This window comes from Microbacterium sp. BG28 (assembly GCF_034044005.1).
Classification (GTDB): Bacteria; Actinomycetota; Actinomycetes; order Actinomycetales; family Microbacteriaceae; genus Microbacterium.
This window is the reverse complement of the sequence record NZ_JAXCHA010000001.1, coordinates 637,099-659,409: the sequence shown is the minus strand read 5'-3', so window position 1 is coordinate 659,409 and position 22,311 is coordinate 637,099. Positions and strand designations below refer to the sequence as shown.

The following is a 22,311-nucleotide window of genomic DNA, read 5'->3' as shown; positions in this document are numbered from 1 at the left end:
CATGGGGATCGTCAACGTGACGCCGGACTCGTTCAGCGACGGCGGCCGTTTCCTCGCGCACGAGGAGGCGGTGCGACACGCGCTGCGCCTGGTGGGCGAAGGGGCTCAGGTCATCGATGTCGGAGGCGAGTCCACCAGGCCCGGCGCGGAGCGCGTCGGCGTCGAAGTCGAGCAGGAGCGCATCCTGCCGGTGGTGCACGCGCTCAGCGAGTCCGGGGTGGCCGTGAGCGTCGACACGATGAACGCGGCGACCGCCGCCGCCGCCGTGGCAGCGGGTGCTCGGATCATCAACGACGTCTCCGGCGGACTCTCGGATCCCGCGATCCTGGATGTGGCCGCCGACGCGCACGTGGACATGGTGCTCGGGCACTGGCGCGGGCACTCCGACGACATGTACGCCCCGGCGCAGTACCGCGACCTTGCCCGAGAGGTGACGGGAGAGCTCATCGCCCGGATGGAGGCCGCCGCGTCCGCGGGCATCCCGCCTTCTCGTCTGGTGCTCGACCCCGGTGTCGGCTTCGCCAAGCGCGGCGCGCAGAACTGGGAGATGCTGCGGGCTCTGCCGCAGGTGGTCGGGATCGGTCCGCGCGTGCTCGTGGGCACCAGCCGCAAGCGGTTCCTCGGTGAGATGCTCGGCACGGACGACCTCGTCCGCCGCGACCGGGCCACCGCCGTCACCAGTGCTCTGGCCGCTCACGCGGGGGCATGGGGCGTGCGCGTCCACGATGTGCAGGCCACCGCCGACGCCCTCGCGATCGCGGAGGCGTGGCGCTCGGGAGGAGCAGGATGAGCCACGACACGATCACCCTTACGGGCCTGCGAGGCCTCGGCTTCCACGGTGTCTACGCCGATGAGAAGCGCGACGGGCAGGAGTTCGTCGTCGACGTCGTGATGCGCCTCGACCTCGCCCCGGCAGCCGTGAGCGACGACGTCGCCGACACGGTGCACTACGGCGAGATCGCCGAGGAGGTCGTGGCGGTCGTCACGGGCGAGCCGGTCGATCTCATCGAGACGCTCGCCGCGCGCATCGCCGCCGTCGTGCTGGCGCGCCCGCTCGTCGAGGAGGTCACGGTCACCGTGCACAAGCCGCAGGCGCCCATCACGGTCCCGTTCACCGACGCGGCCGTGACGATCGTGCGCGCCCGGGGCGAGCGATGAACCGCCGGCTCGCGCAGGGGTTCCCCGGGTCTGCGGAGCCCGGGGAGGCCGCATCCGTCACGGCGGTGATCGCGCTGGGCTCCAATCTCGGCGACCGTGGCGCGCTGCTGGACGAGGCAGCGGCCGATCTCTCGAGACTGCCGCTGACGACGAACGTGCGCGTCGCCCCCGTCATGGAGACCGTCGCGGTGCGTCCCGACGGCCCCGACCCCGACGCGCCCCGCTACCTGAACACCGTGGCACTGGTGGACACCCGCCTCGCACCGTCCGTGCTGCTGGAGTTCCTCCACCGCATCGAGGCCGACCACGGCAGGCGCCGCCGCGAGCGGTGGGGCGATCGCACGCTCGATCTCGATCTCATCGCCTACGGCGATGTGCGCTCGGCGACGGCGACGCTGGCGCTGCCGCATCCGCGCGCCGCCGAGCGCGATTTCGTCCTGCGGCCCTGGCTCGCCCTCGACGCCGATGCGGTGCTGCCCGGTGTCGGCCGCGTCGCCGACCTCGCTGAGGCTCTGTCATGAAGCGCACCTCGCCCGCATCCCTCGCGATCGCCGTCGTGCTCGGCGCGGGCGTCGGCTTCCTCATCGACCAGGTGCTGACAGCGTCCGGGCAGGCGACGTTCACCCCCGTCCTGACGCTGCCGATCCTTCTGGCGCTGCTCGGCGCGCTCGTGCTCGTGCTCGGCATCGGGGTGCGGCGCGCGACGCGCGGGCGCTCCGCAGGCCCGCTCGATCCGTTCCGCGCGGTGCGCATCGCGATGCTCGCCAAGGCCGCGAGCATCGTCGGCGCGGCGATGGGCGGCGTTGCGATGGGGCTGTCCGTCTTCCTGCTGACGAGACCCGTCATCCCCTCGGTAGGCTCGTTCAGCACCCTGATCGCGACGATCGTGGCCTGCGTCTTCCTCGTCGCGGCCGCCTTGGTGGCCGAGAGTCTGTGCACGATCCGGAAGGACGACGATGACGAACCCGACGCCGGGAGCCCCGGAGGCGACACCCTCTCCCACCTCTGACGAGGCGGTGCTGGATGCGGGCACCTTCGACGAGCTGCTCGAGTCCCGCCGAGAGGGACTCTTCGTGCGCGACGGGTCGTGGCACCAGCTCGCCCGCGCTTACCGGACCGTACAGCTGATCTCGCTCACGGCGGCACTCGTGCTCGTGGCGGTCGCGGCGCCGGTCATCGCGGCGGTCACCGGCACCGGCTGGGTGTGGATCCCCGCCGGCGTGCTGCTGGTCGTGCTGGCGATCACCCTCATCCTCACCCCGCGCCAGATCCGCTCGTTCGGCTACCGGTTGCGCGAGAACGATCTCGTGCTGCGCCGCGGCATCCTGTTCCAGCGCGTCGTCGCCGTTCCCTACGGACGCATGCAGCTCGTCGACATCACCCACGGCCCCCTCGATCGTGCCTTCGGCATCGCACAGCTCAAGCTCGTGACCGCCGCCGCCGCATCCGCCGTCGTGATCCCGGGGCTCACGCAGGATGCTGCGGAGAAGCTGCGCGACGTACTGATCGCGGTGGCGGAATCCCGGCGGACGGGACTGTGACCGAACCGGATGCGGGCCGCTCGGCGCTGAGCGACGGCGAGTGGCATCGGCTGCACCCCCTGACGCCTCTGCTTCGCGGTGGGCTGTTCCTGGTGGTCGTCCTCGGCTTCGTCGTCGCCAACCTGCGCGACCGTCTGATCGAGATCTTCGCGCCCTGGCTGGCTCCCGGTTTCTCGGGTCCGGTCCCGGGGGACCCGGTGGACTACGTGCTCGGCCACGACCTGGTGCTGCTCGCGCTGGGCGTCGTGCTGCTGGTGGTCGTCGCCCTCATCCTCGTCTTCTGGATGTCGTGGCGGTTCCACACCTTCCGCATCACGGGCGACGACGTCGAGGTGCGTTCCGGTGTCGTCTTCCGCACCAACCGCCGGGCGCCCCTCGACCGCGTGCAGGGCGTCAACCTCACGCGTCCTCTGGTTGCGCGCCTGCTCGGCCTTGCCAAGCTCGAGGTCGTCGGCGCCGGCCTCGATGCCAACGTGCGCCTCGAGTACCTCTCGACCTCGAACGCGGAACAGGTGCGTGCCGACATCCTGCGCCTCGCATCCGGCCGCGCGCTCGGCGAGAGCCGTCCGAGCGGCGCCGGCGCCGCGACGTCGTGGCGCTCGGCGGCCGTGCAGACGGCCTCGCAGGCGATGGACTCGCTCGTGGCGGGCACCGACGAGCCCGAGGTGGAACCCGCATCCGTCGTCCGCATCCCGCCCGGGCGCGTCATCGGCTCCATGCTCCTGCGCGACTCGACCGTCGTGGTGTTGGCGATCATGATCGCGCTCGTCGTCTGGGCGGCGACGGGGCCCGGATGGCTCGTGTTCGCCATCCTCCCCACGATGATCGGGTTCGCGACCTACGTCGGACGAGGAACGGTGCGTGCCCTGCGCTACGCGATCGCGCCGACCGACCACGGCGTGCGCATCGTTTTCGGCATCCTCACGACCGTGACCGAGATCCTTCCGCCGGGGCGGGTGCACGCGGTGCGTGTGCACCAGCCGATCCTCTGGCGGCCCGCGGGATGGTGGACGATCACCGTCAACCGGCTGTCCGGCTCGCGCGCGGGCCAGGAGGCGGCTGAGGCGTTCACCCGCGTGCTGCCGGTGGGCACACGCGAGGACGCGGAGCGCGTCGTCGCGCTGCTGCTGCCCTGGCTCGACGACGCCGAACGCGCGCTCCTGTTCGACCGCGGTCTGCTCGGCGCCGACGACGACCACGCCTTCGCGACGACGCCGCGTCGCGCCCGCATCCTGCGCCCCGTGTCGTGGCGGCGCAACGGCTTCGCGGTGACGGATGCGGCGTTGTTCCTGCGACGCGGGAGGTTCTGGCGGTCGCTGGTCGTGGTGCCGCTCGCCCGGCTGCAGTCCATCGCGCTGCAGCAGGGGCCGGTCGACCGCGCGCTGCGGGTGGCCTCGGCTCGCGCGCACACCGTCGCCGGAGCGGTCGACACGAGCCTCGGCGCGATAGACGTCGAGGCGGCGCGGGGGATGTTCGAGGATGTGGCGCGCCGCGCGGTGACGGCGGCGCGCAGTGACAGGTCGCACCGGTGGTTCGTCGAGGACGTAGCGTCCGTCCGACCGAGCGACCGGGGAGATGAGGAGGAGAACGGATGAGGCGTGACGGCCGTCTGGGCGTCGGAGTGATCGGTGCGGGCCGGGTGGGACCCATCATGGCGGCCGCTCTCGGCGGTGCGGGGCACGCGCTCACCGGCATCACCGCCGGCAGCGACCAAGACCGTGTCGAGGCGATCCTGCCCGGAGTGCCGGTGCTGGATGCGGCAGAGGTGCTCCGGCGCAGCGAGCTCGTCGTGCTCGCCGTTCCGCACGAGGAGCTCCCCCCGCTCGTGGCGGGTCTGTCCGAGCTCGGCGCCTGGCAGCCCGGCCAGCTCGTGCTGCACACCGACCCGGGCTACGGCACTGAGGTGCTCGCTCCCGCGCAGCGGCTCGGCGCGATCGGTCTCGCCGTGCATCCCGCCATCACCTTCACGGGTACCACGATCGATCTCCGCCAGCTCGCCGCCTCCTACGCGGCCGTGACCGCGCCGGCCGCCGTTCTGCCGATCGCGCAAGCTCTCGCGGTGGAGATCGGCTGCGAGCCGGTCGTGATCGCCGAGGCTGACCGGCCCGCGTACGCGGAGGCGATCGCGACCGCCACCGAGTTCTCCCGGGTGATCGTGCAGCAGGCGACGGGGCTGCTCGCCGGCATCGGCGTCGAGAATCCCGGCGGGTACCTGTCGGCGCTCGTGCGCTCGACCGTCGACGACGCCCTGACACGTGCGGATCCGCGCGGACCCGTGGGCGATACGATCGACGGATGATCCGCACCATCGCGGAGCTGCGCACCCGACTGGCTGAGGCCAGAGCCGCGGCTCCTGAGGGCACGCGTGTCGCACTCGTCTCGACGATCGGTGCGCTGCACGACGGCCACATCGACCTCATCCGCACCGCGCGCGAGAGCGCCGGGATCGTGGTGGTCTCCTCTTTCGTGAACCCGCTGCGCTTCGCCACGCACGCCGACTACGAGGCCTATCCGCGCACGCCCGAAGCGGATGCCGCGCTGCTCGAGCGCCTCGGCGTGGACCTCGTGTTCGCTCCGGATGCGGCCGAGCTGCTGCCCGCGGGCAAGGCCACGACCAAGGTGAGCGCGGGGGATCTGGGCCTGCGCTACGAGGGGCGGGTGCGCCCGTTCTACTTCGACGGGCTGCTCACCGTCGAGGCGCAGCTGCTCAATCTGGTGCGTCCCGACGTCGCCGTCTACGGCGAGCGTGACCGCCAGCGCGTGTTCCTCGTGCGCCGGATGGTGCGCGAGCTCTTCTTCGACGTCGAGATCGTCGAAGCCGAGACGGTGCGCAGCGACGACGGCGTGCCGGTCTCCACGCGGCTGGCCACGCTCGATGCCGCTGATCGCGCCGCGGCGGCGCTCCTGCCGCGGGCGCTCGAGGCCGCCGCATCCAACGCCGATCGCGACGTCGACGCGTGCATCGCCGCGGCGCAGAGCGCGCTCATGGGCGAGTCCCGCATCCGGCTCGAGTACCTGAACGTCGTCGATCCGGCGACGTTCCTGCCCGTCGATGAGGGTCACCAGGGCCCCGCACTCGCCCTGATCGCCGCATCCGTCGGCGGTCACCGCTTCGTCGACAACGCCGAGATCTTCGTGCGCTGAGCCTCTCCGGGGGCAATCGGGCACCGCAGGCGCCCCGGATAGACTTGACGGCGACTTCCGAGGAGCCCCCACGATGACCTCTCAGCCCGAGAACACCGCGCCCGCCGAGACCCCCGAAGAGGACGTCTTCGAGCAGAAGGCGGTGCGACTGGCCAAGCGCGAGCGACTCATCGCGGAGCGGACGGATGCGGCGGGCGGGGCCTATCCCGTCTCCGTCGCCGTGACCGACACGATCCCCGCGCTGCGCAAGCGTTTCGCGAGCCTGGAGGCGGGGGAGGAGACGGGCGTCATCGCCGGCGTCGCCGGCCGTGTCGTCTTCAGCCGCAACACCGGCAAGCTCTGCTTCGCGTCGTTGCAGTCGGGCGACGGCAGCCGCATCCAGGCCATGGTCTCGCTCGCCGCCGTCGGCGAGGAGTCGTTGCAGCGCTGGAAGGAGCTCGTCGACCTCGGCGACCACGTGTTCGTGCGCGGCCAGGTCATCTCCAGCCGCCGCGGTGAGCTCTCGATCATGGTCGAGGACTGGCAGATCGCGTCGAAGGCGCTGCTACCGCTGCCGAACCTGCACTCCGAGCTCAACGAGGAGACGCGCGTGCGCTCGCGCTTCCTCGATCTCATCGTGCGCGACCAGGCGCGGGCGACCGTGCGCACCCGCGCCGCCGTCAACGCGAGTCTGCGCGAGACCTTCGCGGGACACGAGTTCATCGAGGTCGAGACGCCGATGCTGCAGGTGCAGCACGGGGGCGCTTCGGCACGTCCGTTCGTGACGCACTCCAACGCCTTCGACACGGAGCTCTACCTGCGCATCGCGCCCGAGCTGTTCCTCAAGCGCGCCGTCGTCGGCGGCCTCGACCGGGTGTTCGAGATCAACCGCAACTTCCGCAACGAGGGGGCGGACTCGACCCACAGCCCCGAGTTCGCGATGCTCGAGGCCTACGAGTCGTACAGCGACTACAACGGCATCGCCGACCTCACGCAGGAGCTCATCCAGAACGCGGCGGCGGCCACGAACCGTCTCGCCGGCCGACCGGAAGCCGGCCATGTCGTGACCTGGGCCGACGGTACCGAATACGACCTCGGCGGCAACTGGGACCGCCTCTCGATGTACGACTCGCTCAACGAGGCGCTGGCCGCATCCGATATCGACGCCGTTCCCATCACCCCGCAGACTCCCGTTGCGGAGCTCGCCCGTATCGCCGAGGCCGCCGGAGTCGACGAGCCGCCGCACGCGACGCATGGCAAGTACGTCGAAGAGCTGTGGGAGCACTTCGTCAAGACGCACCTGGTGCGCCCGACGTTCGTCATGGACTTCCCGCTCGACACCAGCCCGCTCGTGCGAGAGCACCGCTCGATCCCGGGCGTCGTGGAGAAGTGGGACCTCTACGTGCGCGGATTCGAGCTCGCCACCGGCTATTCGGAACTCATCGACCCCGTCATCCAGCGCGAGCGCTTCGTCGAGCAGGCGAAGCTGGCGGCGCGCGGCGACGACGAGGCCATGCGCATCGATGAGGAGTTCCTGCGGGCGATGGAGCACGGCATGCCTCCCATGGGCGGCATGGGCATGGGCATCGACCGACTGCTCATGGCCGTCACCGGTCTCGGTATCCGCGAGACCATCCTCTTCCCGCTCGTCAAGTGAGTCAGCCGGGCTGAGCGCGGAACGCCCAGTCGGGCAGATGCCCCGCGTCGACCATCGACAGCACGATGAGCGACAGGCCGTGCTCCGCGTCGATCGCGAGTGCCTGCTCGCAGTAGCGCGCGGCGTGGGTGGAGCGCCCGAGCGCCCAGGAGAGCCAGGCGCCCGCCGCCAGCGCGCCGGGTCGATACGCGGCCGGAGCGGATGCGGCCGCGAGCCGGCACACTTGGAGCGCGCCGGTGAGGCGATCGACGTCGGGGCGCGCGCCCTCGCCCATCATCCAGGCGCCCAGCTCGTCCGGGTACGCGACACCGGCCTCCCACTCCTGCTGCGCGACGAGCGCCGCATCCCCGCCGTTGACGCCGCGCACCCACGTGGCCAGTGCGATGTCGCGGAGGGCAGGGCGCGCCAGACACCAGATCAGAAGCGCGAGATCCTGCGCATCGGCGCGTTCCGCGTCGCCCGGCGGCGGCACCGCACCGTGGGGCGTGATCCAGGTCTCGAAGAACGCGGGCAGATCCTCCAGGGCGAGAGACGCGACGAGGGCGCCGGGGTGGATGCGGGCATCCGCCGGGCGTGATCCATTCAGCACCCACTCCAACGCGCGGGCGCACTCGGTCAACGCCCGGCCGACCCGCTCGCTTCGCGCGAGATCAACGTGCGGCAGGGACGCTCCTGCGCCCTGGTCGGCGGCGGGGCCGTGCGTGCCCGCATCCGGATCGACCGCGATCGTTCCGCCGAGGGCGGGATCGAGATAGGAGCGCCAGCGTCCCGCCGAGATGTGGAGCGCATCGATGCGGCGCAGCCCGCACGCCTGCGCCCTGACCTCCAGCGCCCCCACGAGCTCCGCGTGCGTCGGGGTGTCGGCGTCGTCGTACACGAGCACGGCGTAGGCGTCGGTGTGCTCGACGCGACAGGCGAAGCCGATGAGGGTGGAGGCCACCGCATCCGTGTCGGCCGTGTCGGTCGGCAGGTCGACGCGCAGGCCGCCGCCGGTGCGACCCACGCTGAAGGGGATCAGCACGACGCTGCGTCGCGGCTCGTAGCCGAGCAGCCTGGGAACCAGAGAGAGGAAGTCGGCCGCATCCCGGGCCTTGATGATCGTGGTCATGCATCGAGGCTGGGCGGTCGCCGCCGTCCCGATCCGATCGCACAGGCCGCCGCGCCGAGCCCGGCCGGTGTGGAGGAGCCGTCGCGTACCATGGAGGGGTGGAGAACATCTGGGTCGCGGCGCTGTGGTCGATTCTGCCGACCATCGTCGTGACGGCGACGTTCTTCTTCATCGTGCGTTCGATCCTGCGGATGGACCGCACCGAGCGTCGCGTCTACTCGGAGATCGAGGCCGAAGAACGCGCCAAGCGCGGCCTGCCTCCGATCGCCTCCGACCACTGAGCGCCCGCCACGCGGCTCCGGTGCACCCGGCCGCTACGCTGAGCAGGATGCGGGCGGGGGAGACGACATGATCAACATCGACATCGATCTCGGATCGTGGTGGCTGGTCGCCGTCTTCGTCTTCGATGTCGTGATCCGCATCGCGGCGATCATCATCGTCCCCCGCAACCGGCGCCCCACGGCGGCCATGGCGTGGTTGCTGGCGATCTACTTCATCCCCGTGATCGGTGTCGTGCTGTTCCTGGTGATCGGCACACCGCGCCTGCCGCGCAAGCGCCGCCGCAAGCAGCGCGCGATCAACGAGTACATCCAGCAGGCCACGGCGGGCCTCGATCACGGCACGCTGCGCCCCGGTGCGCCAGGCTGGTTCACCTCGCTCGTGCGGCTGAACACCAACCTCGGGGCCATGCCCCTCTCCGGTGACAACGAGGCTCACCTCATCGCCGACTACCAGGAGAGCCTGGATGCGATGGCCGACGCCATTCGCAGCGCGCGCCGTTATGTGCACGTCGAGTTCTACATCCTGCAGACCGACGCCTCGACCGACAACTTCTTCCGCGCGCTCGAAGAGGTCAGCGAGCGTGGTGTCACCGTACGGGTGCTCCTGGATCACTGGGCTAACAGGGGCAAGCCGTACTACCGGCGCACGCTGAAGCGCCTGGACGCGATGGGGGCGCAGTGGCATCTGATGCTTCCCGTGCAGCCGCTGCGCGGTAAGTACCAGCGTCCCGACCTGCGCAACCACCGCAAGCTCCTCGTCGTCGACGGCGACATCGCCTTCATGGGCTCGCAGAACGTCACCGATTCGACGTACAACCTGCGCAAGAACATCCGCCGCGGCCTGCACTGGGTCGATCTCATGGTGCGCCTCGAGGGACCGGTCGTCGGCAGCGTCAACGCCGTCTTCCTCTCCGACTGGTACAGCGAGACCGACGAGCTGCTGACGGAGGAGGTCGACGAATTCGACCTGCGCCAGGCCACCGGTGATCTCGACTGCCAGATCGTGCCGAGCGGTCCGGGCTTCGAGTTCGAGAACAACCTGCGTCTGTTCCTCGGGCTCATGTACGCCGCGAAGGAGCGGATCATCCTCGTCAGCCCGTACTTCGTGCCGGACGAGTCGATCCTCAACGCCATCACGACCGCCTGCCACCGCGGAGTCGAGGTCGAGCTGTTCGTCTCCGAAGAGGGCGACCAGGCAATGGTCTACCACGCTCAGCGCAGCTACTACGAGGTGCTGCTGCGTGCGGGCGTTCGCATCTGGATGTACCGCAAGCCCTACATCCTGCACACCAAGGCCATGACGATCGACGACGAGGTCGCCGTCATCGGATCGAGCAACATGGACATGCGCTCGTTCGGTCTGAACATGGAGATCTCCATGCTCGTGCGCGGCGAGGAGTTCGTCGAGGAGATGCGGCAGGTCGAAGACCACTACCGCAGCCTCAGCACCGAGCTCACCCTCGAGGAGTGGCTGCGCCAGCCCCTGCGCTCCACCGTGCTCGACAACCTCGCCCGGTTGACGTCGGCGCTGCAGTAGCGGCGATCGGCTCAGGTGCTTTCGTCATAGGCGACTGATAGCATCGAGAGGGAGGCGCGGCCGACGTCGATGCTGAGGGCGGTGCGGAGCCCGTGCGGCGGGATCAGCCCCCTGCGGCTTCTCGTTCGTGCGACATGCCTTTCGCCGCCCGGCTCCGCGTGCGCCATGGCACATCTTCCCATCCTCGAGCACCTGGGTGATCTACGTTGACAGCACAGCAGAATCGATTCGCGATGTACTCCGCCACCCGGCAATGGAACCCGGGGGACGAGTTCATCTTGGCTGGCTCTCGTCGCATCGTGGACACCGCCTTGGGGCCCTTCGATCCTCTGATCTACGACCGCAACCCCGACATCCGTCCGGCGGATGGCTCTACTGTCGCCTTGCGTAACATGCGCCGGCCCGTCGGCGAACATCAGGGCGCGGTCTTCGAGGCGTTGTCGTCGCGCTTGCGGTTGGGATTCTTCAGCAACTCGGTCAAGTTCGACTCCGACCTCTCACATGCGTCCTTGGCCGTGGTCGCCGGTAGTCCCGAGTGGGCGACCCCTCGCTGCTGGAGCTTCTACGATCATGTCTTCCGCAATGGTCTTCCCTTCCTGGGTCTCGGGCTTGGCTCGATGCCCAAGGATCTCCCGCCGTTCCTAGATATTGCGCTGGACAAGGCAGCGGTCGTCACGACCAGAAGTCGCAGGCTCGCCCAGACGGACCTCGCTCGACGCCACGGCATTGACTATCTCCCATGCCCTGCACTGCTGTCGGCGCCCGCAGCGGGACAGGTGCATGATGTAAAGCGCGTGGGCATTGTCGTCGGGGTGCCGTATGCCGACGCCGTATGGGCGAACGGTCTCGACGAGGCGTTCTACGAGAAAGCATGCCGGTCGATCGACGACCTGATCACCCGCTTTTCCGACGAAGTGACCTTCGAGTTCGTTCTGCACTACATCGATGAGATCCCGGTTGTCGCCGAGCGTTTCCCCGGCAGCGCTCTTCGTTACTCCTACGACTCTGCCGACTATGTCGACATCTTTGCGGATTACGACATGGTCATCTCCACCCGGGTCCACGGGTGCGGCATCGCCGCATCCCTGGGGATCCCCAGCATCAGCCTCGGACACGACTTCCGGTCGGACACGACGGATGGGTTCTTGAGCGTTTCGGTCGACCTCGACTCCGCGCCGAACGCATTGACGACCGCGTTCGAGGAGCTCGCCGGTCGCGCTGCTGAAGTGAGTGCAGAACTAGGGCGGCACCGTGCCGCCACCCTCGATTCGTACGTTGACATGTTGCGCGAGAGTCTCGACCCGGATGCGCTGCCCTCGATCGACTACGGCGCGGACGCCGTCGTGCCGATCGCAGACCGGGACGCGGGCGGGCCGCTGGATGAGGCCTATATCGAGTCGGTCATCGAGACAACCTCGGAGGTAGCTGAGGAGCTGGATGAAGCACGGGCATCCAACGGTCAACTCCGCTCGGTGCTGACCGCGGTCGAGGAATCGAAGTCCGCGATGGCGATCGAGCTCGACGCGGCCCGGGAGGCAGTTGTCCGCCTTGAAGCGGAACTTGCGCGGGCTCGGGAGGCAGCGGCCAACCAGCCTCGCATCCTGCGATGGGCCACACGTGGACGGGGCTGAACGGCGATCGTGACCCGGCCGTTACCGGGCTTTCCGGCGATGCGCAGGCCGCTGCGACAGGATGAGAGACCGGAGGCCGCATCGCGGCCGCATCCGCAGATCTCTGAGGGAGCCGCCATGCGCCGCACCACGACCCTGCTCACCATCACCGGCTCGTTGCTCATCGCCGCCGGGATGCTCACCGGATGCGCGGGCGACGCCGCGCCCGGTGAGTCCGCCGTCGCCGACCTGCAGCTGGACGCGGGCTGGGTCGACAGCGGCCGGATGATCGCGGTCGTGACGGAGGGCAGTTCCACCTGTGTGCCGGTCGCCGGGGAGCCCACCTTCGCGGACGGAGTGATCACGGTGAGCTTCGACGACGCTGCCGCTGATGCCGATCGACCCTGCACGAAGGACTTCGTGCCGCGCATCACGCTCGTCGCAGCTCCCGAGGGAATCGATCCTGCGCAGGCGACCCGCGTGGACGTGAGCTACGGCAACGCATCCGGCAGCGTCGAGCTGCCCGGGGTCGAGGGTCTCGCCGGCCCCGCCACGCAGACCGACTTCCTGCCGAGCGCGGGTTGGCTCACCTCCGGTGGGTTCGCGCTCGTGACGTGGGGTTCCTCTTCCTGTGCGCCCGTCGTGGACACGATCAAGAAGACGGCGGACGCCGAGATCACCGTCACCTTCCAGACCCCGCCGGCAGACCGGGCCTGCACGATGGATATGGCGCCGCGGGCGCTGATCGGCTCTGCCGACGGTGTGGCGGAGGGGGCCGGCGTCGAGCTCGTGCTCGTCGGCGACACGTTCGACAACACCCGCGTCCCCGTTCTCTGACCCGCCGCGGTCGCCTGGCCGCGACGGGCTTCTCGAGGGACACGGGCTGTCCCGTCTCTCGCCGAATGGTGGCGTTTCGGGTGTCTCGATGCGGCGTCGGGTGTTGGAGGGACTCGCGACGCGGCGTCTCCCCGGAACAACGACATCTTGGGTCTCTCGAACACGGTGATGGGGTGTTGGAGGGACGCGTGATGCGGTGGTGCGCGCCGAACCACGACATTTCCAGTCCCTCGACCGGGCAGCGACGAGATTCGCGGGACGCTATGCGGTGTGGTCGGAGTGCGCCCGACATCCCGTGGTAGCCGAACGTGGACGGCATCTGTCCTCCGGAGCTGAATCGGGGCGGCGTGTCGTCGCCAAGAGAGGGTCTGCGACCCGCGGCGTCTCCGGATTGGGCACAGGCTGGGGGCATGAGACCTTCCGCGTTGCCCCCGAACCTGGGCCACGCCTTTTCGGTGGCGGAAGCGCGGGATGTCGGCGTCTCGGCGGCTCGGTTGAGACATCGGGATCTCGAGTCGCCCTTTCGCGGAATGAGAGTCGTTGTCGACGAGTCCGCTCAGTCGGCCGGCGAGGATATCGCCGATCTCGCGGAGGATATTCGGCGCACTTGCCGGCAATACGCACTGGTGATGCCACGTGACCAGTTCTTCTCCCACATCGCCGCTGCGGTCCTGTGGAACCTGACACTGCCGCCGGCACTGCTTCTGCGATGCCTTGAACGCGGCATCGATGTCGCCGTCCTTGCCCCGGGCCGCACCCCACGCAGTACCCGCGTGATTGGGCACAACGTGAAGGCGTCCCATGTGTCGGTTCGCGTTCACCGGGGCCTCCGCGTCTCCTCGCCAGCGAGCACCTGGGCTTGCCTGGCGGGGGAGATGACAGACACTCACGAGCTCGTGGCCGTCGGAGACTCCGTGGTTCGCGAGCCGTTGTTCGGTTCCCGGACCGGCGCACTCGCCACGCTGAACGAGCTCGAGGCCGCCGTATCCGCCGGTAGGCGACCCGGCGTGCTCCGCCTTCGCGAGGCGCTACCGCTCGTGCGGACGCGGTCGCTCTCCCGCCCCGAGTCGCTTCTGCGGCTGCTCCTGGTGAGCAACGGGATTCCCGAACCAGAGCTCAATCACCCCATTCGGGATCACGCCGGCGAAGTCATCGCATGGGGTGATCTCGTCTATCCGCGGGAGAGAGTCGTCGTGGAGTTTGAAGGCGACCATCATCGGGTCAACCGCGAACAGTGGACCTCCGACATTCTTCGGCAGGAGAGGCTCGAGCGGTGCGGGTGGCTGGTCGTGCGGGTCACCGGCGTGCAGCTGATGAATCAGGGCGCGGCGGTTGCCGGTCGCGTCCGCCGGGCATTGCGCGAGCGGTCCTGGTGACAGAGTTCGGGAGGGGGACTTGTTCGAGGGATTCTTCTCGCCGTCGCGACGAGGGCGCCATCGCAGTTCGGGTCCCTCGAACATGAAGACACCCTGTTCGAGGGACCCGAACTGCGCGGTTTCGGCCGATTGAGCGACAAGAGGAGTCCCTCGAACTTGGTTAGCCGCGCCGGGGCGGGGCGGGGCGACGCGGGGCGGGCGGCGTGAGGCCCCGGGCCCGTGCGGGAGCCCCCGGGGCGGGGTCAGTCCTGGCGGACGAGCAGGTCGCCGATCTCGCAGTCGAGGGCGCGACAGATCGCCGACAGCGTCGAGTACCGGATGGCGCGGGCCCGGTCGTTCTTCAGCACCGAGAGGTTGACCACCGACACCCCCACCGTGCGCGACAGTTCCGCCAGGGTCATCCCGCGTTCGGTCAGCAGTTCGTCGAGCCGGCAGTGGACGCCGCTCGGGCCGTCGTCCTCGGCGGGGCTCATACGAGGCCCTCGGTGTCGCGCTGCAGTCGGTCGCCGACCGTGAACACCGTGCTGGTCATCGCCACGATGAAGGCGGCGAGGATGACCGGTGGCAGATCCACGCTCATGACGGGGTTGTCGAAGGTGCCCTGCGAGATGTCGCGGAACGCATCGTTGGCGACGATGTTGCCGAAGAAGGGCACGCCGAACAGGCCTGCGAGACCGGATGCGCCCGCGGCGACGACGAGCACCGTGTTGCGCCCGTTGAAGACGCGCCCTCGCATCACCGACAGCGTCACCAGCAGCAGGCACACGACGACCGCGGTGACGGATGCGGCGAGCACGAGCTGCTGGATCACGAGTGCGCCCGTGCCCGCGACCGAGAGCGCGCTGGGCGTGATCCACGCGCGCTCCAACAGGATGTCGCGCATCGTCCCGTCGGGTCCGATGGGGGCAGCGACCGTCGTGTCGGAGAACAGCGCTTCCACCGGGAGCGCCTTGCCGCTGAGCGCATCGACGATCCGCCCGATCGCGAAGAAGAGCGTGACGCCGACGACGGCGATCCCGGCGCCCACGAAGATCCACATCGCGGCGATGTCGCTGCCGCGCAGCACGCGGGACGGAGTGGGGGTGGTCATGAGGTCCTCCCTGGCATATCGAATATCGTTGTTATCGAAAAACGATATGGCATGACGGGTGTGGCCGCAAGCAGCGGATGCGGTGCGCCCACGGCGAACACGGGCTTGCCGCATCCGTGCTCTGGTTAGCCTCGATGTACAGCGCGCCGGAGGGTGCGCCCGATGTTGGCGTCACCTGGCGCCGGAGGAGTAGCCGCGATGTTCGAGAGATTCACCGACCGAGCCCGTCGCGTGGTTGTGCTCGCCCAGGAAGAGGCGAAGATGCTCAACCACAACTACATCGGTACCGAGCACATCCTGCTCGGTCTCATCCATGAGGGCGAGGGCGTCGCCGCCAAGGCGCTTGAGAGCCTGGGCATCTCGCTCGACGCCGTGCGCGAGCAGGTCCAGGACATCATCGGCCAGGGTCAGCAGCAGCCGACCGGCCACATCCCCTTCACGCCGCGCGCGAAGAAGGTGCTGGAGCTGAGCCTTCGCGAGGCGCTGCAGCTGGGCCACAACTACATCGGGACCGAGCACATCCTGCTCGGTCTCATCCGCGAGGGCGAGGGCGTCGCCGCCCAGGTACTCGTCAAGCTCGGCGCCGACCTCAACAAGGTGCGCCAGCAGGTCATCCAGCTGCTGAGCGGCTACCAGGGCAAGGAGCCCGCGGGTGTCGCGACCGGCGCCGGCGAGCAGGCCACGACCGGTGCGCAGGGCGGCTCTGCCGTGCTCGACCAGTTCGGCCGCAACCTCACCCAGGCCGCGCGCGACAACAAGCTCGACCCGGTCATCGGGCGCGAGAAGGAGATCGAGCGCGTGATGCAGATCCTCTCGCGCCGCTCCAAGAACAATCCGGTCCTCATCGGCGAGCCCGGCGTCGGCAAGACCGCCGTCGTCGAGGGCCTCGCGCAGGCGATCGTGAAGGGCGACGTTCCCGAGACGCTGAAGGACAAGCAGGTCTACTCGCTCGACCTCGGCTCGCTCATCGCCGGCTCCCGCTACCGCGGCGACTTCGAGGAGCGCCTGAAGAAGGTCACGAAGGAGATTCGCACCCGCGGCGACATCATCGTCTTCATCGACGAGATCCACACCCTCGTGGGTGCGGGCGCCGCCGAGGGCGCGATCGACGCCGCATCCATCCTCAAGCCGCTGCTCGCGCGCGGCGAACTGCAGACGATCGGTGCGACGACCCTCGACGAGTACCGCAAGCACTTCGAGAAGGATGCGGCCCTCGAGCGCCGCTTCCAGCCGATCCAGGTTGCGGAGCCGAGCCTGCCCCACGCGATCAACATCCTGAAGGGCCTGCGCGACCGCTACGAGGCGCACCACAAGGTGCAGATCACGGACGGCGCGATCGTCGCCGCCGCGAACCTCGCCGACCGGTACATCTCGGACCGCTTCCTGCCCGACAAAGCGATCGACCTGATCGACGAGGCCGGCGCACGCCTGCGCCTGTCGATCCTGTCCAGCCCGCCGGAGCTGCGCGAGTTCGACGAGAAGATCGCCAAGGTGCGCGAGCAGAAGGAAGCCGCATCCGAGGAGCAGGACTTCGAGAAGGCCGCGTCGCTGCGCGACGAGGAGAAGTCGCTGCTGGCTGAGCGCCTGCGTCTCGAGAAGCAGTGGAAGAACGGCGACGTGGCGACCACTGCTGTCGTCGACGAGGGGCTGATCGCCGAGGTGCTGGCCCAGGCCACGGGCATCCCGGTGTTCAAGCTGACCGAGGAGGAGACCAGCCGTCTCGTCTTCATGGAGAAGGCGCTGCACCAGCGCGTCATCGGCCAGGAAGAGGCGATCGCCGCCCTCAGCCGCACGATCCGTCGCCAGCGCGCCGGCCTCAAGGACCCGAAGCGCCCCAGCGGCTCGTTCATCTTCGCCGGCCCGACGGGTGTCGGAAAGACCGAGCTCGCCAAGGCGCTCGCGGAGTTCCTGTTCGACGACGAGGGTGCGCTCATCTCGCTCGACATGAGCGAGTTCGGTGAGAAGCACACCGTGTCGCGGCTGTTCGGTGCCCCTCCCGGGTTCGTCGGCTTCGAAGAGGGCGGTCAGCTCACCGAGAAGGTGCGCCGCAAGCCGTTCTCGGTGGTGCTGTTCGACGAGATCGAGAAGGCGCATCCCGACATCTTCAACTCGCTGCTGCAGATCCTCGAAGAGGGTCGCCTGACCGATGGCCAGGGCCGCGTCGTCGACTTCAAGAACACGGTGATCATCATGACCACCAACCTCGGTTCGCAGGCCATCGCCGGCGGCCCGGTCGGGTTCCAGGTCGAGGGCAACGCGCAGACCACGTACGAGCGGATGAAGGGCAAGGTCGACGAGGAGCTGAAGCGTCACTTCAAGCCCGAGTTCCTCAACCGCGTCGACGACGTCATCGTCTTCCCGCAGCTGAACAAGACGGAACTGCGCCAGATCGTGGGCCTGTTCACCAAGCGTCTCGCCGAGCGCCTGCTCGACCGCGACCTCACGGTGGAGCTGTCGGATGAGGCCAAGGACCGCCTCATCGAGATCGGGTTCGACCCGACGCTCGGTGCGCGCCCGCTGCGCCGTGCGATGCAGCGCGAGGTCGAGGACCAGCTGAGCGAGAGGATCCTCCACGGCGAGCTGAACGCGGGCGACCACGTGAAGGTCGACGCCGAGGGCGGCCGGTTCACGTTCGACATCGCCCCCCGCGGAGACAAGGTCGCGCTGGGCGCGAGCGTCGCGGGCGAGATCTCCGCGACGCCGGACATCGTCGCCGGAAGCTGACACCTCACACGCACGAAGGGCCGGATGCACACCGCATCCGGCCCTTCGGCGTACCTGCCGCATCCCGGCGTAGGGTTGCACCGTGAGCGAGTTCACCGTGCGGCCGGCGCGGACGGCAGATGTGCGTGCGATCCACCGGATGCTGGAGCCCTACGTGCAGCGTCGCATCCTGCTCGGCAAGGACATCGTCGTGCTCTACGAGGCGGTGCAGCAGTTCCTGGTCGCGGAGGACGCGAACGGCGAGCTCATCGGATGCGGCGCCCTGCACGTCATGTGGGACGACCTGGGCGAGATCCGCACCCTGATCGTGGACGACACGTGGCTGCACCGCGGCGTCGGGCGGGCGCTCGTCGAAGGTCTGGAGGAGCAGGCGCGCACGCTCGGGCTCTCGCGGCTGTTCTGCCTCACGTTCGAGGTCGACTTCTTCACCCGACGAGGCTTCGCGCCGATCGGGGAGCACGTCGTCGACCCGGACGTCTACTCGCAGCTGGTGCGCAGTCCCGACGAGGGCATCGCCGAGTTCCTCGACCTCGCGCACGTGAAGCCCAACACCCTCGGCAACACGAGGATGCTCAAGCAGCTCTGAGGTTCGCGCGCGGAGAGCCGCCCGTGCGGGGTGCCGGGTGCGACGTAGCCTGGATGCGTGAGCTCTCCCACCCCGCGTCGTCGCCCGTCGAAGGCCGTGTACCGCCGTCGCCGCCTCGTCGCGCTGATCGGCCTGCTGGTCGTGATCGGCCTGGTGTGGCTGTTCATCGCTCAGCCGTGGAACTCCGCCGCCGCGCCCGCTCCGGCCGCATCCACCCCTGCCGCGACACCGGACCCCTCGACGCCGGCCGCGACCGATGCCCCCGCGACCGATACCCCCGAGGACGAGGCGACGGCCAGCGGTGAGGCGACGGATACGGGCATCCCCACCTGCACCAAGGATGACGTGCGTGTGGAGGCGCTGACCAACCAGTCGACCTACGCCGCCGACGAGAACCCGCAGCTCTCGATCCGGCTCACGAACACCTCGGCCGCGGACTGCACGATCAACGTCGGCACGACGAGCCAGACCTTCACGGTCACGTCCGGCGAGGACACGTGGTGGCGTTCGACCGATTGCCAGAGCGAGCCGAGCGACATGGTCGTGACCCTGACCGCGGGTCAGGAGGTCACGAGCGCGACGCCCATCACGTGGGACCGCACGCGCTCCGCCGTCGACACCTGCCAGAACGCGAACCGGCCCAAGGCGCCGGGCGGCGGTGCGTCGTACCACCTAGCCGTGTCGATCGGTGGCATCCCCTCCGCGCAGTCTGCGCAGTTCCTGCTGAACTAGGCGCCCAGTCCGAACGCCTCCGCGGCGAGGTCGGCGACCGAGATGCTCGTGGCCGTGCGGCCGACCAGGCGCGGGCCGGGCTTGGGCCCGGGGACCGTGTGGCCGCCGCCGTGCACGGTGACGAACGTGACGCTCGGGTGGCCCGCCTCCCGCCAGTCGGTGCGCTCGACGCGCGTGCCGTCGGGGTGGGATGCCGCATCCGCGTGGGTCGTCGGGGGAGTGGCGATGCCGTTGCGGCGCGTGAAGTACGCAGCGGTCTCCGGCGCGGAGAGCGAGGACCCGCCGACGCGGAACACGAGCTGCGCCCATCGCCCCATCCGCCCGCCGGCGTAGGGGACCACCGGATCCGCGGTTCCGTGTACGAGCAGAACCGGAACCGGATGAGGCGCGGGAACGACCTGGGGCAGGACGAAGCTGCCGGGCTCGGGAAGCGTCGCGGCGACGACAGCGCCGCCGGCGAGTGGGGAGGCGTCCTCGTGGAGCAGGCGCAGGACCATCTGACCGCCGTTGGAGTATCCGATCGCGTAGACGCGGTCGGGATCGATTCCGTGCGTGCCGGCCAGCCGCGCGATCACCGCGCGGACGAAAGCGACGTCGTCGATTCCGGCGAGCCGTGCGGGGAACCGGCTCTCGCGGCGGGCGTCGTTCCAGTTGCCGCGGTAGCCGTCGAGGTAGACCACGAGCGCGCCCTTCTCGCCGAGCGTGTCGTACGCTCCGCCCGCGAACCGGCGATGGATCTCTCCCGACTGCCTCGATCCGTGGAAGACGAGCATCAGGGCCTGTCCTGCGCTCCGTTCCCCGACGACAGTGAAGGTACGTATTCGCCCGTCGACCTCGATGTGCTCCGTCATGATTCCGTCTCTCCGGCCCCGCCTTGGTGCCCGACCACACGATATGCTTTGACATCGTGTCAAGGTCAAGTCGAGGGGCAGGCGCATGATCATCGGCGAGCTGAGTGATCGGAGCGGCGTCAGTGCGCGCTCGATCCGGCACTACGAGAAGTTAGGTCTCATCAGCCCGCAGCGCGGCGACAACGGCTACCGTCACTACTCGGATCGGGCGGTTCCGACGGTCGCCACGATCCACGCGATGTTCGAGCTCGGGTTCACGCGCGACGACGTACGAGCCGTCCTTCCCTGCGCCACAGGTGAGAAGTCGCACGGTGACGCGGAACTGCTCGGCCGGGTGGCCGAGATGCGCGAACGGGTCGCGGGCCGCATCCGCACGCTCAGCGAGACGGAGCAGGCGTTGGCCGGCTTCCTCGCCGCCAACCGGGAGCGCTGAGATTCAGGGTCTCATGCCGCGCTTGCCGGCTGTGAAGGCCGCCACCAGCCCCCATCCGCTGAGCGCGCCGGCGATCCAGGTGATGTAGTGCAGCCACGACGGTGCGCCGTTGAGGTCCCAGATCACGAAGAGGGTGGCCAGGATGAGGCCGATGGCAGCGGCGATGATGCCGATGATGCGATCGCGGTTCATGCGCTCACGGTAGCGGCGCAGTCGGTTCCCGTTGCAGGAATGCGTCGACCTCGTCTTCGTGGTACAGCACGAAGCCGTATCGCTCGTACAGGCGCCGCGCGGGAGACCCCTGCAGCACGTTGAGTCGTAGCGGCGCGTCGCCGGTGCTCTCGCCCAGCACGAGGGTCAGCACCTGTGAACCGATCCCACGGCCCTGGTGCGCCGTGGCCAGATAGAAGTGCTCGACCCAGACCCCGTCGGATGCGGGTCGCACCGCGATGCTGCCCGCATCCTGGCCGCCCACGACGATCACGCGGGTGAGGGCGGGGTCGAAGGCCCTCAGGAAGCGCTGTCGCACGTAGACCGGGTCGTACCGGTCGAGCCGCTCGAGGTCGGGCCGCATGACCTCCGCCCGGAGTTCCGCGATCCACGCCGCATCGTCGGGGGTGCTCGCGCGCAGGCTCCAGCTCATCCGTCCATTCTCCCGCGCCGGGGGGTGTGGAATGGAGGGATGAGCCTTGCCGCGGTCCGCATCGCCGTTGCCGGCGACGCCGCAGCGGTGTCCGAACTCCTGCATGCGTACCACGAGAGCACCGAAGCCGAGAAGGTCGCGCACGATCTGCAGGAGTTCGGGCCGCTCGCTCCCGCCTATGCCGCCGAGATCGACGCCGCGGCGTTCCCGGGTGCGGAGGTGTTGCTCGCCGAGGCCGACAGCCGTGTCATCGGGATGGTGGTCGTGCGTGTGGACGGAGCGGATGCGGAGGTCAAGCGGCTCTGGGTCGACCCTGCCGCGCGCGGGGCCGGAGCGGGCAGTGCGCTGATCGCCGAGGCGGCGCGACGCGCGATGGCGGCCGGGGCCGCATCCCTCCGGCTCTCGGTCTGGGACTGGCGGCACGACGCGCTCGGGCTGTACCGGAGCCGCGGCTTCGTCGAGGTTGCGTCATGGGAGATGCGGGAGCGTCTCGTGTGCCTGCGGATGCCGCTTCGCTGATGACACGGCGGATACGCTGGGGGGATGGCCGGTACGCAGAAGCGCGGGAAGAAGCAGCAGCCTCCGCTGGAGTTCCGCAACACCGCGCTGACCGATGCGCTTCAGACGCAGGACATGGCTGCGGTCGCGTTCGCTCTGCGGCACGGCCCCACGGTCGTCCCGCTCATGCGGACCGGTGAGAGCGACAACCCGCTGGATGCCGGCGAGGTGTGGACCTACCGCGACCCGAACACCGGGCAGGTTGCGCTGCTGCTGTTCAGCGATGCCGCGCACAAGCCCGAGACGCTGCCGCCCACGGTCGGGTTGCAGGGCCCGGACTGGCTCCGCAGCTTCCTGGGCGCGCACCGCGAGGAGATCACGACCGTGTTCTTCGACATCGCGGGCCCGCATCCGTTGCAGGCCACTCCCACCGACCTGCTCGCGGCCCTCGAGGTCTGAGCCGCCGGGGCTGCCGGGACCGGGCCCTTTCTCGGGCCGTCGGTCCGGGCCTGGCCTCGCAACTGCC

26 protein-coding genes are annotated in these 22,311 nt (G+C 69.3%); 20 read left to right on the top strand and 6 right to left on the bottom strand.

Annotated elements, in window-relative coordinates; translation table 11 throughout:
• Position 1: 1 nt before the first annotated feature.
• From folP to lysS, 9 genes are all read left to right on the top strand, one after another.
• Positions 2 to 790, top strand: coding sequence for a dihydropteroate synthase (folP, locus tag SK224_RS03355; RefSeq protein WP_320433790.1), 789 nt, complete (start codon positions 2 to 4; stop codon positions 788 to 790).
• Positions 787 to 1,158, top strand: coding sequence for a dihydroneopterin aldolase (folB, locus tag SK224_RS03350; RefSeq protein WP_320433375.1), 372 nt, complete (start codon positions 787 to 789; stop codon positions 1,156 to 1,158). The genes folP and folB overlap by 4 nt, the downstream gene beginning before the upstream one ends.
• Complete coding sequence (gene folK, locus SK224_RS03345) at positions 1,155 to 1,679, top strand: 2-amino-4-hydroxy-6-hydroxymethyldihydropteridine diphosphokinase (RefSeq protein WP_320433374.1); 525 nt, start codon at positions 1,155 to 1,157, stop codon at positions 1,677 to 1,679. Before folB ends, folK begins: the two co-directional genes overlap by 4 nt.
• On the top strand, positions 1,676 to 2,167 hold the full coding sequence (locus SK224_RS03340; RefSeq protein ID WP_320433373.1) for a DUF3180 domain-containing protein: 492 nt from the start codon (positions 1,676 to 1,678) through the stop codon (positions 2,165 to 2,167). Before folK ends, SK224_RS03340 begins: the two co-directional genes overlap by 4 nt.
• A complete protein-coding gene (locus SK224_RS03335; protein ID WP_234074318.1) occupies positions 2,115 to 2,699 on the top strand; it encodes a PH domain-containing protein in 585 nt (194 codons plus the stop codon). Before SK224_RS03340 ends, SK224_RS03335 begins: the two co-directional genes overlap by 53 nt.
• The gene (locus tag SK224_RS03330; protein WP_320433372.1) at positions 2,696 to 4,294 is read left to right on the top strand and encodes a PH domain-containing protein; all 1,599 of its coding nucleotides are present in this window, start codon (positions 2,696 to 2,698) and stop codon (positions 4,292 to 4,294) included. The genes SK224_RS03335 and SK224_RS03330 overlap by 4 nt, the downstream gene beginning before the upstream one ends.
• A complete protein-coding gene (locus tag SK224_RS03325; protein WP_320433371.1) occupies positions 4,291 to 4,998 on the top strand; it encodes a Rossmann-like and DUF2520 domain-containing protein in 708 nt (235 codons plus the stop codon). The genes SK224_RS03330 and SK224_RS03325 overlap by 4 nt, the downstream gene beginning before the upstream one ends.
• Entirely contained in the window at positions 4,995 to 5,843 is an 849-nt protein-coding gene (gene panC, locus SK224_RS03320) for a pantoate--beta-alanine ligase (RefSeq protein ID WP_320433370.1), read from the top strand. Before SK224_RS03325 ends, panC begins: the two co-directional genes overlap by 4 nt.
• Positions 5,844 to 5,916: 73 nt before the next feature.
• Complete coding sequence (gene lysS, locus SK224_RS03315; RefSeq protein WP_320433369.1) at positions 5,917 to 7,479, top strand: lysine--tRNA ligase; 1,563 nt, start codon at positions 5,917 to 5,919, stop codon at positions 7,477 to 7,479.
• 1 nt (position 7,480) lies between these two features.
• On the opposite strand, the gene SK224_RS03310 is transcribed toward lysS, so the two are convergent.
• Positions 7,481 to 8,587: a DUF4192 family protein gene (locus SK224_RS03310; RefSeq protein ID WP_320433368.1), complete on the bottom strand. Its 1,107-nt coding sequence runs from the start codon at positions 8,585 to 8,587 to the stop codon at positions 7,481 to 7,483.
• A gap of 98 nt (positions 8,588 to 8,685) precedes the next feature.
• Between SK224_RS03310 and SK224_RS03305 the strand changes: the two genes are divergently transcribed.
• The 5 genes from SK224_RS03305 to SK224_RS03285 all read left to right on the top strand — a co-directional run bounded on the left by SK224_RS03305 (position 8,686) and on the right by SK224_RS03285 (position 14,228).
• A complete protein-coding gene (locus tag SK224_RS03305; protein ID WP_137418240.1) occupies positions 8,686 to 8,868 on the top strand; it encodes a hypothetical protein in 183 nt (60 codons plus the stop codon).
• 67 nt (positions 8,869 to 8,935) lie between these two features.
• Positions 8,936 to 10,405 (top strand): cardiolipin synthase, encoded by a 1,470-nt coding sequence (gene cls, locus SK224_RS03300; protein WP_320433367.1) that lies wholly within the window; start codon positions 8,936 to 8,938, stop codon positions 10,403 to 10,405.
• 233 nt (positions 10,406 to 10,638) lie between these two features.
• Complete coding sequence (locus tag SK224_RS03295; RefSeq protein ID WP_320433366.1) at positions 10,639 to 12,036, top strand: polysaccharide pyruvyl transferase family protein; 1,398 nt, start codon at positions 10,639 to 10,641, stop codon at positions 12,034 to 12,036.
• Positions 12,037 to 12,153: 117 nt separating this feature from the next.
• On the top strand, positions 12,154 to 12,852 hold the full coding sequence (locus SK224_RS03290; RefSeq protein WP_320433365.1) for a hypothetical protein: 699 nt from the start codon (positions 12,154 to 12,156) through the stop codon (positions 12,850 to 12,852).
• Positions 12,853 to 13,262: 410 nt separating this feature from the next.
• Positions 13,263 to 14,228 carry an endonuclease domain-containing protein gene (locus SK224_RS03285; RefSeq protein ID WP_320433364.1) on the top strand — a complete coding sequence of 322 codons (966 nt, stop codon included), beginning with the start codon at positions 13,263 to 13,265 and terminating at the stop codon, positions 14,226 to 14,228.
• Between the two features lie 242 nt (positions 14,229 to 14,470).
• Here the strand turns inward: SK224_RS03285 and SK224_RS03280 are convergent, their stop codons facing one another.
• Positions 14,471 to 14,701, bottom strand: a complete 231-nt coding sequence (locus SK224_RS03280) for a helix-turn-helix domain-containing protein (protein ID WP_234074327.1) — start codon at positions 14,699 to 14,701, stop codon at positions 14,471 to 14,473.
• Positions 14,698 to 15,318 carry a hypothetical protein gene (locus SK224_RS03275; protein ID WP_320433363.1) on the bottom strand — a complete coding sequence of 207 codons (621 nt, stop codon included), beginning with the start codon at positions 15,316 to 15,318 and terminating at the stop codon, positions 14,698 to 14,700. The genes SK224_RS03280 and SK224_RS03275 overlap by 4 nt, the downstream gene beginning before the upstream one ends.
• A 198-nt stretch (positions 15,319 to 15,516) precedes the next feature.
• Here SK224_RS03275 and SK224_RS03270 point away from each other — a divergent pair, with 198 nt between their 5' ends.
• The 3 genes from SK224_RS03270 to SK224_RS03260 all read left to right on the top strand — a co-directional run bounded on the left by SK224_RS03270 (position 15,517) and on the right by SK224_RS03260 (position 19,360).
• Positions 15,517 to 18,042, top strand: a complete 2,526-nt coding sequence (locus SK224_RS03270) for an ATP-dependent Clp protease ATP-binding subunit (protein ID WP_320433362.1) — start codon at positions 15,517 to 15,519, stop codon at positions 18,040 to 18,042.
• 82 nt (positions 18,043 to 18,124) lie between these two features.
• Complete coding sequence (locus SK224_RS03265) at positions 18,125 to 18,628, top strand: amino-acid N-acetyltransferase (protein WP_320433361.1); 504 nt, start codon at positions 18,125 to 18,127, stop codon at positions 18,626 to 18,628.
• Between the two features lie 57 nt (positions 18,629 to 18,685).
• Positions 18,686 to 19,360 (top strand): hypothetical protein, encoded by a 675-nt coding sequence (locus SK224_RS03260; protein WP_320433360.1) that lies wholly within the window; start codon positions 18,686 to 18,688, stop codon positions 19,358 to 19,360.
• On the opposite strand, the gene SK224_RS03255 is transcribed toward SK224_RS03260, so the two are convergent.
• Positions 19,357 to 20,211, bottom strand: a complete 855-nt coding sequence (locus tag SK224_RS03255; protein WP_320433359.1) for a hypothetical protein — start codon at positions 20,209 to 20,211, stop codon at positions 19,357 to 19,359. The two genes, SK224_RS03260 and SK224_RS03255, sit on opposite strands and share 4 nt — an antisense overlap.
• Positions 20,212 to 20,296: 85 nt before the next feature.
• Between SK224_RS03255 and SK224_RS03250 the strand changes: the two genes are divergently transcribed.
• On the top strand, positions 20,297 to 20,644 hold the full coding sequence (locus SK224_RS03250) for a MerR family transcriptional regulator (protein ID WP_320433358.1): 348 nt from the start codon (positions 20,297 to 20,299) through the stop codon (positions 20,642 to 20,644).
• A gap of 3 nt (positions 20,645 to 20,647) precedes the next feature.
• Here SK224_RS03250 and SK224_RS03245 read toward each other — a convergent pair whose 3' ends face one another.
• Complete coding sequence (locus SK224_RS03245) at positions 20,648 to 20,836, bottom strand: hypothetical protein (RefSeq protein ID WP_320433357.1); 189 nt, start codon at positions 20,834 to 20,836, stop codon at positions 20,648 to 20,650.
• A 4-nt stretch (positions 20,837 to 20,840) separates the two neighbouring features.
• On the bottom strand, positions 20,841 to 21,287 hold the full coding sequence (locus tag SK224_RS03240) for a GNAT family N-acetyltransferase (RefSeq protein WP_320433356.1): 447 nt from the start codon (positions 21,285 to 21,287) through the stop codon (positions 20,841 to 20,843).
• A 39-nt stretch (positions 21,288 to 21,326) separates the two neighbouring features.
• On the opposite strand from SK224_RS03240, the gene SK224_RS03235 reads away from it, so the two are divergent.
• On the top strand, positions 21,327 to 21,806 hold the full coding sequence (locus SK224_RS03235; protein ID WP_320433355.1) for a GNAT family N-acetyltransferase: 480 nt from the start codon (positions 21,327 to 21,329) through the stop codon (positions 21,804 to 21,806).
• Between the two features lie 24 nt (positions 21,807 to 21,830).
• Complete coding sequence (locus tag SK224_RS03230; protein WP_320433354.1) at positions 21,831 to 22,244, top strand: dehydrogenase; 414 nt, start codon at positions 21,831 to 21,833, stop codon at positions 22,242 to 22,244.
• Positions 22,245 to 22,311: the final 67 nt, after the last annotated feature.

Excerpts from the sequence above, each read along its gene's own strand:
- folP (WP_320433790.1), top strand. The coding sequence starts at position 2 with ATGGGGATCGTCAACGTGACGCCGGACTCGTTCAGCGACGGCGGCCGT.
- folB (WP_320433375.1), top strand. The coding sequence starts at position 787 with ATGAGCCACGACACGATCACCCTTACGGGCCTGCGAGGCCTCGGCTTC.
- folK (WP_320433374.1), top strand. The coding sequence starts at position 1,155 with ATGAACCGCCGGCTCGCGCAGGGGTTCCCCGGGTCTGCGGAGCCCGGG.
- SK224_RS03340 (WP_320433373.1), top strand. The coding sequence starts at position 1,676 with ATGAAGCGCACCTCGCCCGCATCCCTCGCGATCGCCGTCGTGCTCGGC.
- SK224_RS03335 (WP_234074318.1), top strand. The coding sequence starts at position 2,115 with ATGACGAACCCGACGCCGGGAGCCCCGGAGGCGACACCCTCTCCCACC.
- SK224_RS03325 (WP_320433371.1), top strand. The coding sequence starts at position 4,291 with ATGAGGCGTGACGGCCGTCTGGGCGTCGGAGTGATCGGTGCGGGCCGG.
- panC (WP_320433370.1), top strand. The coding sequence starts at position 4,995 with ATGATCCGCACCATCGCGGAGCTGCGCACCCGACTGGCTGAGGCCAGA.
- lysS (WP_320433369.1), top strand. The coding sequence starts at position 5,917 with ATGACCTCTCAGCCCGAGAACACCGCGCCCGCCGAGACCCCCGAAGAG.
- SK224_RS03310 (WP_320433368.1), bottom strand. The coding sequence starts at position 8,587 with ATGACCACGATCATCAAGGCCCGGGATGCGGCCGACTTCCTCTCTCTG.
- cls (WP_320433367.1), top strand. The coding sequence starts at position 8,936 with ATGATCAACATCGACATCGATCTCGGATCGTGGTGGCTGGTCGCCGTC.
- SK224_RS03295 (WP_320433366.1), top strand. The coding sequence starts at position 10,639 with ATGTACTCCGCCACCCGGCAATGGAACCCGGGGGACGAGTTCATCTTG.
- SK224_RS03290 (WP_320433365.1), top strand. The coding sequence starts at position 12,154 with ATGCGCCGCACCACGACCCTGCTCACCATCACCGGCTCGTTGCTCATC.
- SK224_RS03285 (WP_320433364.1), top strand. The coding sequence starts at position 13,263 with ATGAGACCTTCCGCGTTGCCCCCGAACCTGGGCCACGCCTTTTCGGTG.
- SK224_RS03280 (WP_234074327.1), bottom strand. The coding sequence starts at position 14,701 with ATGAGCCCCGCCGAGGACGACGGCCCGAGCGGCGTCCACTGCCGGCTC.
- SK224_RS03275 (WP_320433363.1), bottom strand. The coding sequence starts at position 15,318 with ATGACCACCCCCACTCCGTCCCGCGTGCTGCGCGGCAGCGACATCGCC.
- SK224_RS03270 (WP_320433362.1), top strand. The coding sequence starts at position 15,517 with ATGTTCGAGAGATTCACCGACCGAGCCCGTCGCGTGGTTGTGCTCGCC.
- SK224_RS03255 (WP_320433359.1), bottom strand. The coding sequence starts at position 20,211 with ATGACGGAGCACATCGAGGTCGACGGGCGAATACGTACCTTCACTGTC.
- SK224_RS03250 (WP_320433358.1), top strand. The coding sequence starts at position 20,297 with ATGATCATCGGCGAGCTGAGTGATCGGAGCGGCGTCAGTGCGCGCTCG.
- SK224_RS03245 (WP_320433357.1), bottom strand. The coding sequence starts at position 20,836 with ATGAACCGCGATCGCATCATCGGCATCATCGCCGCTGCCATCGGCCTC.
- SK224_RS03240 (WP_320433356.1), bottom strand. The coding sequence starts at position 21,287 with ATGAGCTGGAGCCTGCGCGCGAGCACCCCCGACGATGCGGCGTGGATC.
- SK224_RS03235 (WP_320433355.1), top strand. The coding sequence starts at position 21,327 with ATGAGCCTTGCCGCGGTCCGCATCGCCGTTGCCGGCGACGCCGCAGCG.
- SK224_RS03230 (WP_320433354.1), top strand. The coding sequence starts at position 21,831 with ATGGCCGGTACGCAGAAGCGCGGGAAGAAGCAGCAGCCTCCGCTGGAG.